Origin of the sequence: Rothia sp. LK2588 (assembly GCF_040946465.1) — a bacterium.
Taxonomy (GTDB): domain Bacteria; phylum Actinomycetota; class Actinomycetes; order Actinomycetales; family Micrococcaceae; genus Rothia.
In genome coordinates this window covers 878,622-900,008 of the sequence record NZ_JAYWLS010000001.1, presented here as the reverse complement: position 1 = coordinate 900,008, position 21,387 = coordinate 878,622, and the positions used below count along the sequence as shown (strand labels likewise).

At 63.4% G+C, this 21,387-nt stretch carries 18 protein-coding genes and 1 tRNA gene; 11 read left to right on the top strand and 8 right to left on the bottom strand.

The features are described 5' to 3' along the window. Positions 1-11: 11 nt before the first annotated feature. Positions 12-674 (bottom strand): GntR family transcriptional regulator, encoded by a 663-nt coding sequence (locus VVR12_RS04190; protein WP_368549895.1) that lies wholly within the window; start codon positions 672-674, stop codon positions 12-14. 215 nt (positions 675-889) lie between these two features. Here VVR12_RS04190 and VVR12_RS04185 point away from each other — a divergent pair, with 215 nt between their 5' ends. From VVR12_RS04185 to VVR12_RS04145, 9 genes are all read left to right on the top strand, one after another. Then, positions 890-2,818 carry an AMP-binding protein gene (locus VVR12_RS04185; RefSeq protein WP_368549894.1) on the top strand — a complete coding sequence of 643 codons (1,929 nt, stop codon included), beginning with the start codon at positions 890-892 and terminating at the stop codon, positions 2,816-2,818. A gap of 159 nt (positions 2,819-2,977) precedes the next feature. Beyond that, positions 2,978-3,841, top strand: a complete 864-nt coding sequence (locus VVR12_RS04180) for a ParA family protein (RefSeq protein WP_368549893.1) — start codon at positions 2,978-2,980, stop codon at positions 3,839-3,841. Between the two features lie 204 nt (positions 3,842-4,045). Then, the gene (locus tag VVR12_RS04175; protein ID WP_368549892.1) at positions 4,046-4,894 is read left to right on the top strand and encodes a ScpA family protein; all 849 of its coding nucleotides are present in this window, start codon (positions 4,046-4,048) and stop codon (positions 4,892-4,894) included. Continuing rightward, positions 4,887-5,714 carry an SMC-Scp complex subunit ScpB gene (locus VVR12_RS04170; protein ID WP_368549891.1) on the top strand — a complete coding sequence of 276 codons (828 nt, stop codon included), beginning with the start codon at positions 4,887-4,889 and terminating at the stop codon, positions 5,712-5,714. Before VVR12_RS04175 ends, VVR12_RS04170 begins: the two co-directional genes overlap by 8 nt. 75 nt (positions 5,715-5,789) lie before the next feature. Next, positions 5,790-6,857, top strand: coding sequence for a pseudouridine synthase (locus VVR12_RS04165; protein WP_368549890.1), 1,068 nt, complete (start codon positions 5,790-5,792; stop codon positions 6,855-6,857). Between the two features lie 9 nt (positions 6,858-6,866). After that, on the top strand, positions 6,867-8,009 hold the full coding sequence (locus VVR12_RS04160; RefSeq protein WP_368549889.1) for a prephenate dehydrogenase: 1,143 nt from the start codon (positions 6,867-6,869) through the stop codon (positions 8,007-8,009). 17 nt (positions 8,010-8,026) lie between these two features. Further along, complete coding sequence (gene cmk, locus VVR12_RS04155) at positions 8,027-8,698, top strand: (d)CMP kinase (RefSeq protein ID WP_368549888.1); 672 nt, start codon at positions 8,027-8,029, stop codon at positions 8,696-8,698. A gap of 65 nt (positions 8,699-8,763) precedes the next feature. Next, positions 8,764-10,359 (top strand): ribosome biogenesis GTPase Der, encoded by a 1,596-nt coding sequence (gene der, locus VVR12_RS04150; RefSeq protein ID WP_368549887.1) that lies wholly within the window; start codon positions 8,764-8,766, stop codon positions 10,357-10,359. 130 nt (positions 10,360-10,489) lie between these two features. Next, positions 10,490-10,563 (top strand) — tRNA-Pro (locus VVR12_RS04145). A 180-nt stretch (positions 10,564-10,743) separates the two neighbouring features. Here VVR12_RS04145 and VVR12_RS04140 read toward each other — a convergent pair. Next, positions 10,744-12,852 carry an ExeM/NucH family extracellular endonuclease gene (locus VVR12_RS04140; RefSeq protein WP_368549886.1) on the bottom strand — a complete coding sequence of 703 codons (2,109 nt, stop codon included), beginning with the start codon at positions 12,850-12,852 and terminating at the stop codon, positions 10,744-10,746. Positions 12,853-13,016: 164 nt separating this feature from the next. Here VVR12_RS04140 and VVR12_RS04135 point away from each other — a divergent pair, with 164 nt between their 5' ends. Continuing rightward, positions 13,017-13,694, top strand: a complete 678-nt coding sequence (locus VVR12_RS04135) for a cyclopropane-fatty-acyl-phospholipid synthase family protein (protein WP_368549885.1) — start codon at positions 13,017-13,019, stop codon at positions 13,692-13,694. Here the strand turns inward: VVR12_RS04135 and VVR12_RS04130 are convergent. From VVR12_RS04130 to VVR12_RS04115, 4 genes are all read right to left on the bottom strand, one after another. Further along, positions 13,691-14,455 carry a DNA-3-methyladenine glycosylase I gene (locus VVR12_RS04130; protein ID WP_368549884.1) on the bottom strand — a complete coding sequence of 255 codons (765 nt, stop codon included), beginning with the start codon at positions 14,453-14,455 and terminating at the stop codon, positions 13,691-13,693. The two genes, VVR12_RS04135 and VVR12_RS04130, sit on opposite strands and share 4 nt — an antisense overlap. A gap of 57 nt (positions 14,456-14,512) precedes the next feature. After that, positions 14,513-15,238 carry an alpha-ketoglutarate-dependent dioxygenase AlkB gene (locus tag VVR12_RS04125; protein WP_368549883.1) on the bottom strand — a complete coding sequence of 242 codons (726 nt, stop codon included), beginning with the start codon at positions 15,236-15,238 and terminating at the stop codon, positions 14,513-14,515. A 9-nt stretch (positions 15,239-15,247) separates the two neighbouring features. Next, positions 15,248-15,775, bottom strand: coding sequence for a methylated-DNA--[protein]-cysteine S-methyltransferase (locus VVR12_RS04120; RefSeq protein ID WP_368549882.1), 528 nt, complete (start codon positions 15,773-15,775; stop codon positions 15,248-15,250). Positions 15,776-15,843: 68 nt separating this feature from the next. Next, positions 15,844-17,565, bottom strand: a complete 1,722-nt coding sequence (locus VVR12_RS04115; protein WP_368549881.1) for an ABC-ATPase domain-containing protein — start codon at positions 17,563-17,565, stop codon at positions 15,844-15,846. Positions 17,566-17,736: 171 nt separating this feature from the next. Here VVR12_RS04115 and VVR12_RS04110 point away from each other — a divergent pair, with 171 nt between their 5' ends. Further along, a complete protein-coding gene (locus VVR12_RS04110) occupies positions 17,737-18,825 on the top strand; it encodes an S-layer homology domain-containing protein (protein ID WP_368549880.1) in 1,089 nt (362 codons plus the stop codon). Positions 18,826-18,915: 90 nt separating this feature from the next. Here VVR12_RS04110 and glpK read toward each other — a convergent pair whose 3' ends face one another. Next, positions 18,916-20,475 (bottom strand): glycerol kinase GlpK, encoded by a 1,560-nt coding sequence (gene glpK / locus VVR12_RS04105; RefSeq protein ID WP_368549879.1) that lies wholly within the window; start codon positions 20,473-20,475, stop codon positions 18,916-18,918. A 104-nt stretch (positions 20,476-20,579) separates the two neighbouring features. Continuing rightward, positions 20,580-21,365 (bottom strand): MIP/aquaporin family protein, encoded by a 786-nt coding sequence (locus tag VVR12_RS04100; protein ID WP_368549878.1) that lies wholly within the window; start codon positions 21,363-21,365, stop codon positions 20,580-20,582. Positions 21,366-21,387: the final 22 nt, after the last annotated feature.

Below are 21,387 nucleotides of genomic sequence, written 5' to 3'. Positions count from 1 at the left end.
TCCTTCGACATTCAGGGGGTTGTGGCTTCGTGGTGGGGTTCGGTGGCCGCTTCGTCGATCGCGGCGAGCGCGTTATGTAGGTGGACGAGGGTGGCGGCTCTGGCCAGGTCGGGTTGGCCGGCGGCGATCGCTCGGGCGATTTGTTCGTGTTCTTTGGCCGATGCCATCAGGCGCGCGGTGTTGGTTTTGGAGAGTCGGCGGACTCTGATGAGCTGGCTGTGCATGGACGCCTGGGCCTGCTGCAGGTAGCGGTTGTCGGTGGCGGTGTCGATGGCCGCGTCTAATTCGCTGACGAGATCGTAGTAATGCTGCACCTCGGCGTCCCCGGTGGCGAGTCGCTGGTGGGCGGCCTCGAATCGGGTGGCCAGGTCATGAAATACCGTGGGGTCGGCGCGTCGGGCGGCCAGCGCGGCGCAGGCGGTGTCGAGGGCCTCGCGCATCTCGAAGAGGTCGTGGACGTTGTCGATGGATATGGGGGCCACGACCACGCCTCTGCCGGTGTTCGGTTCGACGAGCAGGTCGGCTAAGAGGCGACCGATGGCTTCTCGCACGGGGGTGCGGGATACTCCCATGCGTTCGGCCTGTTCGACCTCAGCGATGAGGTGCCCGGGCGGTAATACCCCGTGCATGATCTCTTCTCGCAGCGTGCGATAGACGCGCTCGCTGGCTCTCATGCTTTCTCCTGTGGTGGGCGGTGGTTTGTGTTGTAGAACACTGTAGAGCGTGAGAGCTGTTTTGTATACACAATGAATCGAAATCTGGAGAAATTGATGAAATATTCGCATAATCGCGGGTTTTAATGAAAATTTGTATACAAAGTCTTGTGTTGTGTGATTTAAAACACTAAATTGGCTCTCAACCTCAACCGGTTACACCACAGGAGACACCGATGACTGCACACACCGGCTCATATCAACAGACCTACACCCGCAGCGTGGAAGACCCGCACGGTTTCTGGCTGGACGCGGCAACCGACATCGACTGGATCAACCCGCCGACCACCGCGCTCGATTCGACGCAGGCCCCGCTGTACAGATGGTTTCCCGACGGTACGCTCAACACCTGCTTCAACGCGGTAGATCGCCACGTTCTGGCCGGTCGAGGTGAACAACCCGCCATTATCTTCGATTCCGCGATGCAGGGCGTGCGAGAAGAAATTACCTACGCCGCATTGCAACAACGCGTGGCCGCCTTTGCCGGGGCGCTGGCGGCGGCAGGAGTGACCACGGGGGATCGGGTACTCATCTACCTCCCGATGATCCCTCAGGCCGCCGTGGCCATGCTCGCCTGCGCCCGACTCGGCGCCATTCACTCCGTCGTCTTCGGTGGATTCGCTCCCCATGAACTGGCCACCCGCATCGACGACTGCCAGCCGAAAGTCGTGCTGACCACCTCGGGCGGGTTGGAACCACGCCGCCGCATCGAATACATTCCTGCCGTCGAAAAAGCGATCGCGCTGGCCAACGCCACCCCCGAAACGGTCATCGTGTACGAACGCGAGGGATTCGACGACACCGTCGCTGCCGCGGCCGAGCGCGCGCACCAGGCCAGCACCGGCGTCCGGTGGACGAGCTGGGATGAGGTCCTCGACGGTGTGCAACCGGCCGAACCCGTCGAGGTTTCCGCCACCGACCCCCTCTACATTCTCTACACCTCCGGGACCACCGGGACCCCTAAGGGCGTGGTGCGAGACAACGGGGGACATGCGGTGGCGATGCACTGGTCCATGAAGAACATCTACGACGTTGGCCCCGGTGAGGTCATGTGGACGGCCTCGGACGTCGGCTGGGTCGTGGGGCACTCCTACATCATCTACGCGCCGCTGCTGGTCGGTGCAACCACCGTCATCTACGAAGGCAAACCCATCGGTACCCCCGACGCCGGGGCGTTCTGGCGCGTGGTGCAAGACGCCCGCGCCAAGGTGCTCTTCACCGCCCCGACCGCGCTGCGAGCCATCCGCAAAGTAGACCCAGAGGCCGAGCTGCTGGGCAGCTACGACACCTCGAGCCTGCGCGCCCTCTTCGTTGCCGGCGAGCGCCTCGATCCGGAAACCTATTCCTGGGCGGGGCAGAAGTTGGGCGTGCCGGTGGTCGACAACTGGTGGCAGACCGAAACCGGTTGGGCAATCTGCGCGAATCTGCGCGGGTTGGAACCCATGCCGATCAAACCGGGTTCGCCCTCGGTACCGGTTCCCGGATACAACCTGCAGGTGTTAGACCCGCTGGGGGAACCGTTGCTGGCCGGCGCGGAGGGCAACCTCTGCATTAAGCTCCCTCTGCCTCCCGGGTGCCTGCCCACGCTCTGGGGCAACGACGATCGCTATATCGACTCTTATCTGGCGGCCTTCGAGGGATACTACGCCACGGGAGATTCCGGATATATCGATGACGAGGGTTACGTGTTCGTCATGGGGCGCACCGACGACGTCATTAACGTCTCCGGGCACCGGCTTTCCACCGGCGCGATGGAGCAGGTCTTGGCCGAGCACCCCGCGGTGGCCGAATGTGCGGTGATCGGTATCTCCGATCCGCTCAAGGGTCAGAAGCCCTCGGGGTACGTCGTGCTCAAGGCGGGGGCGGAGATCGACGAAGCCGACTTGGCGGGGGAGCTGGTTGCTCGCGTGCGTGAGAATATCGGGGCGGTGGCCGACTTCAAAGACGTGCGGGTGGTCGAGGCGCTGCCGAAGACTCGCTCGGGCAAGATCCTGCGCAAGACCATGCGTCAGATCGCCGACGGTGAGGACTACAAGGTGCCCTCGACGATCGAAGACATCGGCGTGCTCGACGACCTCGCCGAGGTGCTCCGGACCCGTTCGTAGCCATCACCTGTCGACCGGGCCGGTCCGTTCATCGGCGGTTTCCGCTGATACGCGGACCGTCCCGGATCATTGTCGCTGATAGTGCGGCAGTTGCGGTTTGACCTGAGGTTGTAATCTAGAAGACAGAGAAATTTTGTCTGACGTGAAAAGGTGAAGTCTGTGACCGCAGCTGAACACGAACCCACGCTTGGTCCCACCGGACGCGAGCTGAAGGTGTACCCCGACCCCGCGCCCCTGCAGACCCACGGGCCGGCACGCATCATCTCGATGGTGAACCAGAAGGGCGGGGTGGGCAAGACCACCTCTACGATCAACCTCGGTGCCGCCCTGGCCGAATGCGGACGCCGTGTTCTGCTCGTCGACTTTGACCCCCAGGGAGCGCTCTCGGCAGGCTTTGGGGCGAACCCGCACGAGCTTGACCTGACGGTCTACAACGTGATGATGGACCGCAAAGTCGATATCAAAGACGTGATTCACTCCACCGCCGTGGACAACATCGACCTGCTCCCGGCTAATATCGATCTCTCCGCCGCCGAAGTTCAGCTCGTGAACGAGGTCGCCCGTGAACAGGTTCTGGCCTCGGCGCTGCGCAAGGTCGAGAACGACTACGACGTGATCCTCATCGATTGCCAGCCCTCGTTGGGTCTGCTCACCGTCAACGCGCTCACCGCCTCCCACGGCGTGATCATCCCGCTCATCTGCGAGTTCTTCGCCCTGCGCGCCGTGGCTCTACTGGTGGATTCGATCGAAAAGGTGCAAGACCGCCTGAACCCCAAGCTCCAAATCGACGGTGTGCTGGCCACCATGTTCGACTCCCGCACCCTGCACTCCAAGGAAGTGCTGGCGCGCATCATTGACGCCTTCGGCGACAAGGTCTTCGATACCGTCATCAAGCGCACGGTGAAGTTCCCCGACGCCACTGTATCGGCCGAACCCATTCTCTCCTACGCCACCAACCACCCCGGCGCCGAGGCCTATCGCCAGCTAGCCCGCGAGCTCATCTCCCGCGGCGGCGCTCCCTAATGATTGCCGACTAGCCTCCCCGCGCGTCCTGACCGTTGCGTGCACCGGCCACGGGCGTGGGGGAGCTAACCACCGTGGGGAGCCCTTGCTCCTACCCAGAGACATCGGGGATAATAGGTATCTGGTTCGTGGCCTGTTCCGCGGGCCGACACCTGTACGACGTCATCACAGAATGACGCCCTCTCGAGTAAGGACGCTGCCGTGATGGCACCGACGACAACCACTGATCCCGCCCCGCGCGTTGAGCCCCGCTCCGCCAGCTTTAGGGTGCAACTCGAGAACTTCAGCGGGCCCTACGATCTTCTGCTCTCGCTGATCGCCCGCAAGAAGCTAGACATCACCGACATCGCGCTCGCCGAGGTCACCGACGAATTCATGGCCTATATTTCCGCTCTCTACGAGCGGGATACCCCGGCCGCGCTCGATCAAGCCAGTGACTTTCTTGTCACCGCGGCTACCCTGTTAGATCTGAAGGCGGCCCGGTTGTTGCCGCGCGGCACGGTGGATGTAGAAGAGGACGTCGCGCTCATCGAGGCCCGCGACCTGTTGTTTGCCCGCCTCTTGCAATACCGCGCCTATAAAGAGGTGGCCGAGATCTTGGGCAATCGCTATGCCCACGAATCCCACCGCTTTGCCCGTTCGGTCGCGCTGGAGCCCCAGTTCGCCCAGGCGTTGCCGGCGCTGGTCTTCGATACCACGGCGCAGGAATTTGCCCGCATCGCCGCTCAGGCTCTGGGCGCCGCACCGGAGGAACCCGAACCCCCGACGGTCGATACAGAGCATCTGCGCGCTCCGCTCACGACAATCGCCGAGCAAGAGGCGGTCATCCTCGAACAACTGGGTGACACAGCGCACCGCACGTTGGCGGATCTGCTGGCCGGCGCCGCTGAGTTCGAGGTAGCCGTGGTGAGGTTTCTGGCCGTGCTCGAGCTGTGCCGTCGCGGGGACATCACGGCCAGCCAAGAGCATCCGCTGGGTGCCACCGATATCTCGGTGGTGCCGCCGGAGAAGAACGAGGCAACCGTTGACGCGGAGGGAGGCGACCATGAGTGATATCACCGGCGAGAACCCGGATTACACTGACGACGACCTGGCAATCTTGCTCGCCGGAGCGTGGAACCCGGGTGAGGACGAAGAACCTGCAACGGAATCCGAGCCGGAAGCGGACGCGGAACCGGAGCAGGACCAGCCCCCGGCCAATCCCTGGGCGCACCCCCAACAAGCGGAGAGCTACTCTCAGAGCACCACGTCCCAACCGGTCAACGCGACCGAGGGAGAAGACACCTCCCGCGTGGAACTGCAACCCGGGGGAGTGCGTGCCGCCATCGAGGCCATCCTCGCCGTGGCAGACCGTCCCGTGACCGCCCGTGAGCTTTCGGCAGCTCTCATTGTCTCCGAGGAGCGTATCGAGGCGGCCCTCGACGAGCTCTATCGCGAATACAACGGCTATGACGAGAACGAGCGGGTTCACGAACCACGCGGATTCGAGTTGCGCCGCATCGCCGGCGGTTGGCGGCTCTATGCCCGCGCCGACTTCGGCCCGTGGGTCTCACGGTTTGTCGTGGGGCAGACCAGCAAGAAATTGCCGCGGGCGGTGATGGAGACGCTGACCGTGCTGGCCTACCAACAGCCGGCAACCCGCGGTTACGTGGCCAGCGTGCGAGGGGTGAATGTGGACGCCGCCTTCCGCACCCTCCTCAAGCGGGGGCTTATCGCAGAGGCGGGTCTCGACCCGGAGACCCGGGCCCCGCAGTACGTCACCACCGATCTGCTTCTGGAAAAACTGGGGCTGAACTCGCTGGACGAGCTACCGCCCTTGGCCCCCTACCTGCCCGAGGCAGACGACCTCGAGCTTTCGGGCGAAAACCCCTAACCACAGCAGGTCTCCCGGCCTGCATACATAACACCGATAGACTTTAAATAACGATCGTGAGAAGGATAGAGACATATGGCACAAGGACGCTCAGGTAATCACGGACGCGGTGGCGCTGGCCGCGGCTTCGGTAAGAACAACGAGTACCGTGGCGGAAAATCCGGCCCCGGACGCTCCGGTGCACCCGGCAAAGGCGGTGGCTTCAAGGGTCGCGGCTCCAACAAGGGTGCTAAGCCCGGTCAGCCCGGCGGCCCCCGCAAGCCCGGCACCGGAAAGGGCCCGAAGTTCAAGTCGGGTCAGCCGTTCGCCAACGAATTCGGCGAGTTCCGTCCGCAACGGAACAAGAACTATGCCGGTCCCCACCGCCCGCGCCGCCCCAAGGCAGACCCGGTAGATCACTACGATTTCTATGACCACGAGGGGGTACGCCTGCAGAAGCTCATGGCCGGTGCCGGTGTGGCTTCGCGCCGCGTATGCGAGCAGATGATCGAAGAGGGTCGCGTGACCGTCAACGACCAGGTGGTCACCGAGCTCGGCGTGCGCGTGAACCCCGATGAGGTCACCGTGCGCGTGGACGGTATCAGCCTGCAGACCGACGAGAAGCTGATCTACATGGCGTTCAACAAGCCCAAGGGCGTTGTCTCCACCATGGACGACCCCGACGGCCGCCCCTGCATCAACGACTACCTCCGCTCCTCAATGTCGCAGCGCGTGTTCCACGTCGGCCGCCTCGACGTGGAAACCGAGGGGCTACTGTTGCTGACCAACGACGGTGAGCTGGCCAACCGCCTGACCCACCCGTCCTACGAGGTGCCCAAGACCTACCTCGTGCAGGTGCGCGGCCCGGTGGAATCAGGCGTGGGCAACGAGCTGAAGAAGGGTGTGCGCCTGGAAGACGGCGTCTCCCGCGTGGATACGTTCAAGCTCGTCGACTCGACCCCCGGCCATGTGCTGATCGAGGTGTCCATCCACTCGGGTAAGAACCGCATCGTGCGCCGCATGTTCGACGCCGTGGGGTACCCCGTCGAGAAGCTGGTCCGTGTAGAGATGGGACCGATCCGCATCGGTTCGCAAAAGCAGGGCACGATTCGCAACCTTTCCAAGGTAGAGATCGGCGAGTTGCTGGCCTCTGTCGATATGTAAGGTGAGCCCGTGAGCGAGCAGAATACTTCGGCGATTGCGGGGCCGGTGCTGATCATTGGCTCCGGTCTGCTGGGCGCGTCGGTCGGTCTCGGCTTGCGCGCCCAGGGGGCGAAGGTCTTCGTCTCGGATGTGTCCCCGACCGTCGAGGCTGTGGCCCAAGACATCGGTGCGGGTATCTCGGTGCGCGCCGAAGCCGCCCGGCACGGGTCGTCCGAGACTCAGCCGGCCAAGGTGCTCACCGAGCAGCCGCAGCTGGTGGTCGTGGCGGCCCCGCCGGACGTCACCGCCGCCCTGGTTATCGAGGCTTTGGAGGATTTCCCCGAGGCGACCGTCATCGACATCGCCTCCGTCAAGGGTCCTATCCTGCACGAGGTGTTGGCCTCCGGCGTGGACGCCTCACGCTATGTGGGCACCCACCCGATGGCCGGCCGTGAACGGTCCGGCCCCGTGGCCGCCCGCGGGGAGCTGTTCACCTCGCGGCCCTTTGTGATCTGCCGTCACGACGCCGCCCGCGCAGAGTCGGTGCGCCTAGCGCAGACCTTGGGCGTGGAGCTGGGTTCTACCATCACCTACCTCTCGGTGGAGGAACACGATCGCTCGGTCGCGTTAATCTCCCACGTTCCGCAGGTCATGAGCTCGCTGCTCGCCTCGCGACTGCAGGAGACGCCGCTGTACGCGTTGGGCCTGGCGGGGCAAGGGCTGCGCGATACGGTGCGCATCGCCGCCAGTGACCCGGGCCTATGGATTCAAATCCTCTCGGCCAACGCCGAGCCCGTGGTGCAGACGCTCTACGGCGTGCGCGACGACCTTGAACGGCTCATCGCCACCCTGGAGAACCCCACCGCACCCGGCGCACGCCTGGATATCGCGCAGCTGATGAGCGAGGGCAACGCCGGCGTGGCCCGCATCCCGGGCAAGCACGGCGGTTCGCCTACCGCCTTTGCGCACCTGACGGTGCTCGTGGACGACACCCCCGGCCAGATCGCGCGCCTGCTACACGAGATCGGTGAGCTGGGAGTCAACCTCGAAGATCTGCGGCTGGAGCACTCGCCGGGGCAACCGGTGGGCATGGCGGAGCTCGCCGTGAACCCGAACGAACACGACAAACTTGTACAGGATCTCACCAGCGCCGGCTGGAAGGTCGTTCGCTAAGAAGAAAGGATGATCTCGTGAGCGAGAGAATCGTTATTGCCATCGACGGACCTTCCGGTTCCGGTAAGTCCTCGGTGTCTCAGGCCGTGGCCCGCCACTTCGGTTTGCAGTACCTGGATACCGGCGCGATGTACCGTGCACTGACCTGGCACGTACTCAATGAGGGCATAGACCTGACCGACGCGTCCGCAATTGTGAGCGCCGCCCAGGATTTCCCGCTGCACATCGGCACCTCCCCGGATCGCGAAGAGATCACGGTCAACGGCGTGGACGTCGCCGAGGATATCCGTTCCCCGCGGATCTCCGAGTCGGTCTCGGCGGTGGCCTCGGTGCCCGAGGTGCGGCAGCTGCTCATTGACCTGCAGCGCCAGTTCATCGCCGCAGCCCCCAAGGGCATGGTGGCCGAGGGCCGCGACATCACCACAGTGGTCGCCCCCGATGCGGACGCGCGGGTGCTGCTCACGGCGTCCGAGGAAATTCGCATGGCTCGCCGCGGTTTGCAGCTGGGCGGAACCCAGGACCAGGCGGCGCTGCAGAACCAGGTGGCCGAGCGCGACAAGCGCGACTCGAAGGTGAACAACTTCACCGAAGCCGCCGAGGGAGTCACCCTGGTGGACTCCTCCGAACTGGACTTCCAGCAGACCATTGACGCCGTCATCGCAGCCGTGCAACAGCAACTGAACCGCTGAGCGGCCCGGCACGTCAGTCACCGCTACACTTTAGACGAAAAGACTTATGAGGAAAGAGGTACGCCATGATCGATAACACCACCGGCGCACACGACGATTACGAGGAGAAGTTCCTCGACGGAGGTTCCGACGACGTGTCGGAACGCCTAGCAGAGATCGACGACGACACCGCCGAACAGCGCGCACAGGCGCTGTTGGCAGGTCTAGAAGATTACGAGCTCGACGAAGAAGACGAGGCGCTGCTGGGTGCCTGGGGCTTCGACATTGCCGAGGAATCCAACGACGAAGCCGACCCTGTGGTGGCGATCGTGGGTCGACCGAACGTCGGCAAATCTACCATCATCAACCGCATCCTGGGCCGCCGCGAGGCCGTGGTCGAAGACAAGCCGGGCGTGACCCGCGACCGTGTCTCCTACAAAGCGGAGTGGTCGGGCAAAGACTTCACCCTGGTCGATACCGGCGGCTGGGAAGCCGACGCCAAGGGCATCGACGCGCAGGTCGCCGCTCAGGCGGAGATCGCCGTGGCACACGCGGACGTCGTGTTGCTGGTCGTCGATGCCATCGTCGGTATCTCCAACACCGACGAGGCCATCGTGCGGATGCTGCGCCGCATCAACAAGCCCCTGTTGCTGATCGCCAACAAGGTCGACGCCGAGCACCAGGAGGCTGAGATTCACGCGCTCTGGTCGCTGGGCATGGGCCAGCCGTACCCGGTCTCCGGTTTGCACGGCCGTGGCCTGGCCGACCTGCTGGACGCCGTGCTCGAGGTATTGCCCGAGCACTCGCAGTACGCCGAACCCGAGGCTCTGGGCGGGCCGCGCCGCGTGGCCCTGGTCGGTCGTCCTAACGTCGGCAAGTCCTCGCTACTGAACAAGCTGGCGGGGGAGGAACGCGCGGTGGTCAACGACCTGGCGGGCACCACTCGCGACCCGGTGGACGAGATCGTCGAACTCGGTGGGGAGCCCTGGCGCTTCGTGGACACCGCGGGTATCCGCCGCCGTGTGCACATGGCCAAGGGTGCCGACTTCTACGCCTCGCTCCGCACGCAGACCGCGATCGAGCGTTCCGAGGTGTGCGTGGTGTTGCTGGATGTCTCCGAACCGATCTCGGAGCAGGACGTGCGCATCATTCAGCAGGTCGTCGATTCCGGACGCGCCCTGGTGCTGGCCTTCAACAAGTGGGACACCCTCGACGAGGAACGCCGTGAGCAGCTCGAGCGCGAGATCGATCGCGACCTGGCGCACGTGGCCTGGGCGCCGCGCGTGAACATCTCGGCGAAGACCGGCTGGCACAAAGACAAGCTCGTGCCCGCCCTGGAGACCGCGCTGGATTCCTGGGACGCACGCATCCCCACCGGCCGCCTCAACGCCTTCTTGGGCGAGATCGTGGCGGCTCACCCGCACCCGTTGCGCGGCGGCAAGCAGCCCCGCATTCTCTTCGGCACCCAGGTGCAGTCGCGTCCGCCGAAGTTCGTGCTCTTCACCACCGGTTTCTTGGATCCCGGGTACCGTCGTTTCATCACCCGACGCCTGCGCGAGACCTTCGAGTTCACCGGCACCCCGATCGAGATCTCGATGCGCGTGCGTGAACGCCGGACGATGGCCGAGCGTCATTCCGCCCGCGACGGTGGCAAGAAGGGCGGCAAGGGCAAGCGCCGCTAGGACGCGGCTCGGGGTGGCGACCGTTGGATGTGACGGACGCCGCCCCGGGTAGGCCCCGCCTCGATTTGTGCAGTCGCCGAAGGGTGCTGTATAGTAATTCGAGTGCTTGAGGGAAACCTCGAGGAACAATCGGGTTGTGGCGCAGCTTGGTAGCGCACTTGACTGGGGGTCAAGGGGTCGCAGGTTCAAATCCTGTCAACCCGACAAATCAAATCCCGCCTACGGAATGTAGGCGGGATTTTTTGTGCCCTCTCAGGGAAGGATAGAGACGGCGGGGGCGGTGTCACCGGTTCAAGCTCAAACAGTTTCTCGGCTTCGCCTCGAAAAACTCGCAGTCACCGGTAACACCGCCCCGCCGCGCTCAGCACTTCGCGAGAGAGAAAATTATCCCTGCTTTTTCAGCTGGCCTGGTACTTCACCGGGGCGACCGGCATGACCCGGCGCAGGAACATGTTTGTTGCCGCGACCGTTGTTGCCCTCACCGCGAGGGTTCTTCTTGCCCTTCACCCGAGGCGCCTCGGTGGAATCACCGGGCTGCTCCACCGAGGGATCCGGCTGCGTGGCAGCATCGTTGGCTACCTTGAGGTTGAAACCGACGATCTCCGGGTCGTGATCGGAAGAACGGAAAGCATCCGGGCGGTACAGGTTCGTGATGTTGTTATTGAAGCGTGAGTACTCCAGGCCCACCGACTCGAAGGCGTTGATGTTCCACACGTCCGCACCGGTAGCATGCGGCAGTAGCGCGCCCGAGAGCAGCACGTGGTCCAGGGAACCGACGCGGCCGTCGAACTGGTAGGTGTGGCCTGCGCTGAAGTAGGTGCCGGCGTCGGTGTAACCCGCCTGGTAGAGCACCTGCATCGGGTCTTCCTGGGTGTAGGAGTTGAAGTCGCCGAGCAACACCGCGTTCTCGGTGCCGTGCATCTGCTTCTGCTGTTCCGCGAAGGTGGCCAGCGCCTGAGCCTGCGCCACGCGAGAGGCGTTAGACATGCCCTGGCCGTCACCGGCGTCCGTATTTCCCTCGCCGGTGCCCGAACCCTTGGACTTGAAATGGTTCACGATCGCCAGGAAGGTCTGGTCGTTCTCGTCGCCGTGGGCCAGTTTGAACTGCTGCGCCAGTGGGTAGCGGGCGTTGTCGAAGGCGGGGTCCTGCAGGATGGTCGACTCCCCAACGGGCGCCACGGTGTCGGGTTGGTAGATAAATCCGGTACGGATGACGTCTTCACCGGTGGGAACGTTGGCAGGGGAGGGTACCGCCTTCCACTTTTCGTATCCTGCGGCAGCGTTGAGAGCACCCACGAGGTTATTGAGCGCCGCGTCGCGGTCCTTGCCGAAAGCAACCGAGTTCTCGATTTCTTCCAGCGATACCACCGAGGCGTTCAGGGTGTTGATGGCCGAGACAATCTTGGACTGCTGGCGCAGGAAGTTCTCTTGGTTGGCGGCACCGCGGGCTGCACACCCGCCGGAAATCGTGATCGGGTTGCCCTGGCGGTCTTTGTAGAACGAGCACCCGGTCAGTTCATCGCCGGTGGTGGGGAAGTAGTTCAACACGTTGAAGCTGGCGATGGTGCCGTCCCCACCGACGTTCTTCGGGGCGGTTTCGCGGGTGTTCGTCCAGTGAGCCGGTGCGAAGCTGGACTCGTTATCGCCGGTGATCTGCTGGGTAGGTTGCAGGCGCCAGAGGTCTCGGGTGAAGCTGACAACCACGGGCTGGTCGAAGGTCACTGCCGCGCCGGTGCGCACCGGGTTGTCACCGGAGAGGTAGGGGACCGGGGTCTCGGAACCGCCGCGGGTCAGGTTGGCGGTGGAGCCGTCGTCTAGCACGAAGTACCGCTGATCGTTCTTCGCCTCGTAGGCTACGGCCTCGGCACCCGGTGCCACCACATCGGTGGCGGTGCGCAGGGGTTCGGCCCCATTGGTCAGACCGATCTCACCGAACGTGTTGGTGCTGTAGTTGTTGGTGACCGTGATATCACCGGTAGGAAGGTATAGCATGCCCTCCACGGCCTCGCGGGCGGCCTCGTCCTCGGGGAAGGCGGCACGAATCGGCTCAACGGGTGCATGCTGGTCGCTGAGCTGCTTCAGGTCGGCGGTGCCGGAAACGGTGATCTGGGTCTGATCGTAGTACTCGGAGATCGCGCCGGTGACCTCAACATAGTCGCCGATCTTTACGTTCGAGACGGTGTTGGGGGAGTACACGAAGATGCCATCCGACTGGCCGGGGGTGGCATCCTGCGCTCCACCGGAGCCCTCGGTCTGGATGAAGTAGCCACGCAGGCCGCCGGTGGGGTAGGTAGCGGTGATCACACCGCGGGTGGTCACGGTCGTGCCGCTGAACGGTGAGGCCGCCCCATTGCCCTGGACGTCGGCGATCGACACGGTTTCGGCGGCAGCGGCGACGCCGAAACTGGTGATGGCGCCGGTAGTGGTCAGGGCGAGGGTTGCGGTGAGCGCGCCGGTCACCTTCAGTGCGCGCCAGGAGTAAGTTGCTGACATGTGTGTGATCCTTTGGGGTATTGTCAGATGGGGATGGTGCACTGATTAAATTAGCCCACTGACATGCACTTAAGGTAAATATCGAGTGAAGGTTCAACCGGTTCTCCCACGGCTACCCGGCATGCAAAGGCACCCTCAACCCATGCGTCAGGTAGGGTAGCTGTATGAGCGAAAACTCCCACTCACCCCGACAGGGTATGCGACACGACATGCCCGACACTGACCTTCCACCTCGCGAATTTTGGGATGAACTCTATTCCCAGCGCGAGCGCATGTGGTCAGGGAACGTCAATTCGACGCTGGAACGAGAACTCACCACAGTCGGCCCAGGCACCGTGCTCGATCTGGGGTGTGGTGAAGGCGGTGACGTGTTATGGATGGCCCAGCACGGTTGGCGCGCTACCGGGATCGATATTTCACGCGTGGCTATCGATAGAGCTCGTCAACGGGCACAATCCCTGGGGCTGAATGAGAAACAGGCTCGTTTTCTGGTAGCGGATCTGCATACCTGGCAGTCTGCAGAAACCTTCGATGTGGTTGTCTCGAGTTTCTTGCAATCTCCAGTTCCGCTCGAACGTGAACGCATCTTGGCCGAGGCCCTCCAGCGGGTGACTTCCGGGGGCAGGTTCATCGCGCTGTCGCACGCGGGTCTGCCGCCCTGGGCGGATTATGATCCCGACTTCCATCGTTTCCCTGATCCCGAACAGGAAGCTACCCTGCTTGTTCCCGAAGGGAGCCGCGATACGGTGGTGTTCGCCGGGATCGTCCAGCGGGAGGTGGAAGGCCCCGACGGGCAGACCGGTACAATCCCCGATGGCCTCATCGTCATCGATAAGGCTTAACTCTCTTCCTCTTCGGGCCAGATACCTGAACGCCCGCGTTTGTGCGAGCCCACCAGGTTGGTGTCCACTATTCCGATGGCTTCCATCAGGGCGAAACAGGTGGTCGGCCCCACGAAGCTGAACCCCAGTTTCTTCAAGGTCTTGGCCATCGTCTTCGACTCCTCAGACTGGGTGGGGATGTCTGCGACGGTCAACGGACGCGGGGTCTTCTCGGGACGGAAACTCCAGAGCAAAGCGGGCAGGCCCGGTTCAACCCTCACACCGTTGGGCAACTCAAACCCGGCCAGGCGGCGGTCAAGATCGTTTTTGTCAGTACCATCCGGTGAGAGCGCGCGTTCCCGCAACGACAGGGTCAACCGAGCGTTATTGATCGCCGAGGTCACCTTGCAGGCCGAGCGGATGCCGCGGGCGTCGTCCATAATGCTCGCGATCTCGGCGTCACCGAACCGGGCGACCGCCTCGGGGTCGAACCCGGCAAATAATTCCCGCAACGCCTCACGCTTGAGCAATACCGTACGCCACGATAATCCAGCCTGGAATCCTTCCAGCGCCAGGCGTTCATAACACCCGCGTTCGTCGGTCACGGGATTCGACCATTCGTCATCGTAATACTCCCGCATCTCTGGTTGCTGGGCGGCCCACGGCGGGCGGGCGAGGCCGTCGTCTCCCACGACGAGTCCGTTCGGCGTCGTCTGCGGAAGGCCAGCTGAGGCGTCGGTGAGGTGTGCACTGTGGTGATGATCTGGTGTTGTGTTGTTCATGAGCTCACCCTAACCATCGCGACTGACAAGATAAGCCAAAAATCGGCCCGGCGAACATTATTTCAGCCCCGTTTGGCGCAGCGTCAGATTAAACCTGCCGCGCTGGACTCCCACCTCGGTGGGGCCGGTCCCGGGCAGGATCTTCGGCACTCCGTGGAACATGAACCGTGAGGGGCCGCCGAAAACGATCAGGTCACCCGATGCCAAGAGGACGTCCGTATACGGCTGGGTAGCCGAGACCGTATTGCCGGCGCGGAACACCGCCGTGTCACCGATCGATAACGAGACGATCGGCATGTCGCAACGCTCCACCTTGTCTTGGTGCATGCCCATGCTGGCGTGCGGTGCGTAGTAGTTCACCAAGGCGACGTCGGGGGTATATGACGCCGCCCACTCGGCGCGTTCGGCAGCCCCCATCCGCTCGGGCCAGGAACGTGCTACCTCCGGGGCGAAAGCCTCCGCCATGGCGCGGCGTCCCAGGCGGATCATCCAGTCGGGAATCGGTAGTGCCTGCGCCCCACCGAACTCTTCTGCGGTGCGGGTGTAGCGATCGTTATCCCAGTGCCACCCCAGGCTGGTCAAGCGCACCGACATGGGGTGACCAAACACTTCGGGGTGGTGCGGCGGTATGCCCTGCGGATCGGCACCCCACTGCTCAAAACGGCGCACTAAAAACCGTTGCTGATCGTGGGAGAGCCACCCGGGAAGGTGAACCACGCCGGGCATCACCTCGCGGGCGGGCAAAGGCAACTGGTCGTCGCTGAAGAGCGGGTCTGATTCCACGAGGTTTCCCTAGAAAAGCGTGGATTCTTGTTCGCCGGGACGTTCGAAATCCAAGAGAAAGCGTTTTTTCTCCACTCCGGCGGAATACCCGGTCATCTTCCCGTCGGCGGCGATCACGCGGTGGCACGGCACGAAGATCATGAGCCGGTTGCGAGCAACGGCCTGCCCGACCGCCTGCGCCGGCGCATGGGGGCCCACCTGTTTAGAGATCGCCCCGTAGGTAGTGGTGAAGCCAAAAGGTACCTCGTTCAGCGCCTCCCACACGGCCAATTGGAAGTCGGTTCCCTCAGGGCGCACAGCCACCGTGAATTCGGTGCGTTGACCGGCGAAGTACTCCTCTAATTCCTGCACGGCCTGCGCGAGCACGGGGCTGTCTGCGACCTCAACGCGTGGCCCGAGGTCTTCTTCCCTTGCCCCGTGCAACTGACCCACAAACCAAGCCCCGGTGAGCTGACCGGCAGAGGCCGCAAGGTGCATGGTCCCCAGCGGCGTCTGGTGAACCACGTGGTGGGTGCCCTGGTGTTGAGATTCGGTCATGTCTGGCTCCCGGTGCTAAGAGGTAACTTTCCACCATCCTACCGAGCGCGACGGTTACTCCGCGGTGATCACCGCACGCGCAGTTTTCGCCACCGGTTGATCGCGGCGGCGATCTCGGCCGCGCGCGGAATCACCAGATCTCCGCGTACGTGGGAGCTGGAGGACGCCTGTTGCGGGGAAACACCGCACAGCTGATCAAGACCGTGATCCTGCAGCTCGACGACCTCGGCCTCAACGGCCTCCGCCCACGTGCCACCCCGATCCGAAAGTCGCCGGGCAATCCGCGGAATGATCAGGGCGATCGCCTGGGTTTGTCCCGCATCGACGAGCTGGTGAAGATACCGCAGGTCGATGTCCTCTCGCCCTATCTGAATCTGTTCCAAGCCGCGGGCGCGCGGGGGTTTGCGGGCGTCCTCGACGATCAACGAATCGGAATCGATGCGGCGAGCCAGGTGCCGCGCGGAGAGCGCGGGGGTCGCCGAATTCGGCGAGACCGGGGATGCGCTGGAGGACGCGGCGATCTGGTGCGCCCGTTCCGTCACCTCGTGTGGGGTGTAGCTATCCATTGCGATCACCGTGTCGGCCAAACCGAAGAAGGCCCCCGAGCCACCCACGACGAGCACGGTGGAAACACTGTGACGCTCGTAGAGTTCGCGCACCCGCTGGGTGAAAGGTGTGATGGGCTCTCGGTCGGCGCTAATCAGCGCGGCCATATCGGCGTCACGAATCATGAAATTTGTGGCCGAGGTGTCTTCATCGATCAACAGGGTTTTCGCGCCCATCTCGAGTGCCTCGGCGACATTGGCGGCTTGGCTGGTGGAACCGGAGGCGTTGGCGGTGGTGAAGTTCTCGGTCGACGTACCGTTCGGGAGGTTGTTGATGAATCCCGAGATATTCACCCCCGTGACGGCTCGACCGTCTTCAGCGCGCACGCTCACGGCGGTGGGGTCGCAGGCGACCAATTCACGGCCGTCCCCGGGTACATGCGCGTACACGCCACGTTGCAGGGCCTGAAGTAGCGTCGATTTACCGTGGAAGCCTCCGCCGACGATCAGGCTCACACCGCGCGGTATGCCCATGCCGGTCACCGTGCGGCCGCTGGGCAAGACGACGGTGGTCTCCAGCTCGGGCGGGGACTGAAAAGCCACGGCCTGACGCGCCGGGCGGTCATCGTGGCCCGCCGCGCGCGGGAGCACCGACCCGTTGGCCACAAATGCCACCAGGCCTTGGTCGCTCAGCTGCGAACGCAGGGAGAGGTAATCGGTATGGGCACGGAGGTGCTCCTCGAACCGAGCGGTATCTAAACCGCTACCCAGGGCGGAGGTGGCCAGGAGCTCGGGGAGCACATCGGTGAGCAGGCGGGCGGCGGCGCGTCCTTTGACGCGGCGTCCTGCGGCGGGGAACTGAAAGGTGAAGCGTACGTGCACACGGTGGGTGTCGACGACCACCGAGGACCGCGCGAGGATTTCTTGTCCCGGGGTAGGCAGGGAGAACTCACGGGCAGCCGCGCGGAAGCGCTGGCTGAGGTCGCGGGCCAGGAAGTCGGCGCCAGCTACCCGGTCGTGCGGATCGTCGAAACAGGTCTGCGGCAGGGCCGTGTCGGACGCGTCGATCACCGCATGCAGACGCGAGGGAGGGGCGTAGGGGTCAGACTGCACCCGATCGATACTGAGCGTGGCCGTTCCAAGATCCCACGATCCCTTGAGCCGTTTGAGGTTACCGTAGGAGGCTCCATCGAGTCGGTTCAGTTGTTTCTGCAGATCCTGCGCGGTGTTGTTCATGCCTTCCATGGTAGACCCCACACTGAGGGCTACAATCTTTTCCCTCATGTTGTCTATCCGATAGAATGCAGTGAGGGCTCAACGGCTGACAAGCGCATTTGTCTTTCCCCGGCCAGATTCCCCCGGCCCGATCACGACGCGATTTTCACTCATCACCACCTTAGAGAAGGAGTACTCCTCATGGGCGACCGCCGAACAGTACTTGCAACATCGGCAGCCGCCGGCATTGCCATTGCCGGCTCCTCGATCATCAACGCCAGTGCGGCTCGAGCCGCCACCAGCTTCGTCGATGTTCCCGGCGACTACGTCTTCGCCACGGAAATCCAGTGGATGGCAGACAAGGGAATCTCCACCGGCTGGGTTGTCGGATCGACCAAGGAGTTCCGCCCCAACGATTCGATTCTGCGCGATGCCGTGGCGGCTTTCTTCTACCGCTACGCCCAGGTTGCCAACTTCACCGCCCCGGCCCGTTCCCCATTTATTGACGTACCCACCGGCCGCGTCTTCTACAAGGAAATCTGCTGGTTGGCCGACGCCGGAATCTCCAAGGGTTGGCCGGACGGCACCTTCAAACCAGACTCCCCGGTGTTGCGTGACGCCGTGGCTGCCTTCTTCTATCGTCTGGCGGGATCGCCCGCATTCACCGCTCCCGCCACCTCACCGTTCAAGGACGTTTCCCAAGATAAGCCGTTCTACAAGGAAATCTGCTGGCTGGCCGACTCCGGCATCACCCGCGGTTGGCCCGACGGGACCTTCCATCCCTACGAAGAGATCAAGCGCGACGCCATGGCGGCCTTCCTCTACCGCTTCGACCAGAAGTTCGGATACTCGCCGACCGACGCCGCGGTACTGTACCCCGAACACATCGGCCACAACAATATTGCCGAGGGTGACCTCTCGGTAGGCTGGAACGCACCGATCACGACCGCCGCCGGTAAAACGTTCACCGACTGGATCTCGTTCTCTAACGTTTACCCGACCGCTACTAGCTCCGCCGTGATCGACGTCCCCGGTCCGGGACGCACGTTCAAGACCACCGTGGGAGCGGGGCAGGGGATGCGCGCGGGAACCGCCGTGCAGGTCACCTTCACCGCCGGCGGCCAGGGCAAAGGCACTTTCACCGTCAAGGCCGCCACCAACCAGGAGGTCTCGTTCGCGGTTCCCGATGGTGCGACCGATGTGCGCGTCACCGCTCGCGCCAGCGCCGTCGACCCCGGACAGTCACAGACCGTGGCCGTCATCTTCGGCGACGCACGGTTCGTGAAGTAATCTTGTTCAAAATCAGATAAGAAGAAGGGCAGTATGCGAAAACGCGCACTGCCCTTCTTCTATAGCCGGTCGCAACCAGCCGGTCGGGGATTAGCCGACCTCGACGTCCTCATCGACCCAGTCGAGGGTCTTGGAGACGGCCTTCTTCCAGTTGCGGTACTGGCTGTCGACCTTCTCGGAATCCATGGAGGGCTCCCAGCGCTTGTCTTCGGACCAGTTGTCGATGACGTCCTGCTCGCCATCCCAGAAACCGACCGCGATACCGGCGGCGTAGGCCGCACCCAGCGCGGTGGTTTCGATGATCTTCGGGCGGATCACCGGAACGCCCAGGATGTCTGCCTGGAACTGCATGAGGAATTCGTTGGCTGTCATACCACCGTCAACGCGCATCTCGGAGAGCTCCACGCCGGTTCCTGCGGCGGTGGCATCGGCGTTCATTGCATCAAGCACTTCGCGGGTCTGCCACGCGGTGGCCTCCAGTGCGGCGCGCACGATGTGGGCGCGGTTGACGTAGCGGGTCAGGCCCACGATGACGCCGCGGGCGTCTTCACGCCAGTGCGGTGCGAACAGGCCGGAGAAGGCGGGCACCACGTAGCAACCACCGGAATCCTCGACGCTGGTCGCCAGCTCCTCGGAATCGGCGGCGTTGTCGATCATCTTCAGGTTGTCGCGCAACCACTGGATCAGTGAGCCCGACACAGCAACCGAACCCTCCAGGGCGTAGACCGGCTTCGCGTCGCCGAGCTTGTAGGCGACGGTGGTCAGCAGGCCGTTCTCGGAGATCACCGGTTCCTCACCGGTGTTCATTAGCATGAAGTTGCCGGTGCCATAGGTGTTCTTGGCCTGGCCGGTCTCGAAGCAGGCCTGACCGAAGGTGGCTGCCTGCTGATCACCGAGAATGCCGGCGATAGGGGTGCCGTTGAGCAGGCCCTTGGCGCGGCCCTTGCCATAGATCTCGGAGGAGGACTTGATCTCGGGCAACATGGACATCGGGATGCCCATGTCTGCGGCGATGTTCTCATCCCATTCGAGGGTGCGGATGTTCATCAGCATGGTGCGCGAGGCGTTGGTGACGTCGGTGACGTGCACGCCGCCTTCCACACCGCCGGTCAGGTTCCAGAGCACCCAGGTGTCGGTGGTGCCGAAGAGCAGGTCGCCGGCCTCTGCCTTCTCTCGGGCGCCTTCAACGTTGTCCAGAATCCACTTGACCTTCGGGCCGGCGAAGTAGGTCGCCAGGTTCAGGCCCACGATGTCGTGGTACTTACCCTTGCCCTCGGAGCCACCGAGCTCTTCACAGATCTTCTGGGTGCGGGTGTCTTGCCACACGATCGCGTTGTAGATCGGCTCGCCGGTGTTCTTGTCCCACACCACGGTGGTTTCGCGCTGGTTGGTGATACCGACGGCTGCGATCTCGTGGTGGTTGACTTCGGCCTCGGTCAAGCACTGACCGACTGCCTGGCGAACGTTCTTCCAGATTTCCAACGGATCGTGTTCGACCCAGCCTGCCTTAGGGAAGATCTGCTCGTGCTCGAGCTGACCCACCGAGACGAGGGTGCCCTTCTTGTCGAAGAGGATCGCGCGGGAGCTGGTGGTGCCCTGGTCGATGGAGAGAACGTACTTCTTGCGTTCGGGGAGTTGCTTTTCAGCCATGAGATGAACTTTCTGTGATGCTTTGTTTTATGAGGGTTAGTCTTTTTCAGCCTACGTGGCATCTTTGCCAGTTGTCTGCCGAAACCCTCTGATGACGGTGAGTCTTAGATACCCAAGAGTGCGGGAACGATCAGTGCGGCAGCGACGGCACCGATGATGGGGCCGACGATCGGCACCCACGCATAGGCCCAGTTCGAGGAACCCTTACCCGGGATGGGCAAGACGGCGTGGGCGATGCGGGGGCCGAGGTCACGTGCCGGGTTAATGGCGTAACCGGTCGGGCCACCGAGGGAGAGCCCGATACCTACCACGATGAAGGCCACTGCCAAGGGGCCCAGGCCAGAGGGCGTCTGTCCGGAGGCCACCACGAACCCGATGAGGATGAAGGTGCCCAGGATCTCGGTGACAACGTTCCACACCGGAGCGTGGATGGCGGGGCCGGTAGAGAACACGCCAAGCTTAGTGCCGTCTTCGGCGGGCTCGTCGAATTGTTTTTTGTAAGCCAACCACACGCCGACCGCACCCACGAACGCGCCGAGCAACTGGGCGGCAAAGTAGATCAGCATGTATCCGAAGGTGGCCGGCACGCCCTTGGTCAGCTCGTTACCTGCTACCCACTGGCCGATGGTCACGGCGGGGTTGAGGTGGGCACCCGAGGGCCCGGAGACGTACACCGCGGCGAAGACCGCCAGACCCCAACCGAAAGCGATGGCCACCCAGCCGGCGCCGTGGGCATGCGACTTCTTCAGCGCGGTCGCGGCGCACACGCCGCCACCGAGCAAGATCAGCACGGCGGTACCGAGGAATTCTGAGGCGAACAACCCCAGTGCGGTGGGAACCCCGTTAGCGCCCATGAGCGCTGAGGGCTCCCCAGCTAGCAAAACATCCATGTCTTGACCTTTCTTCTCATCA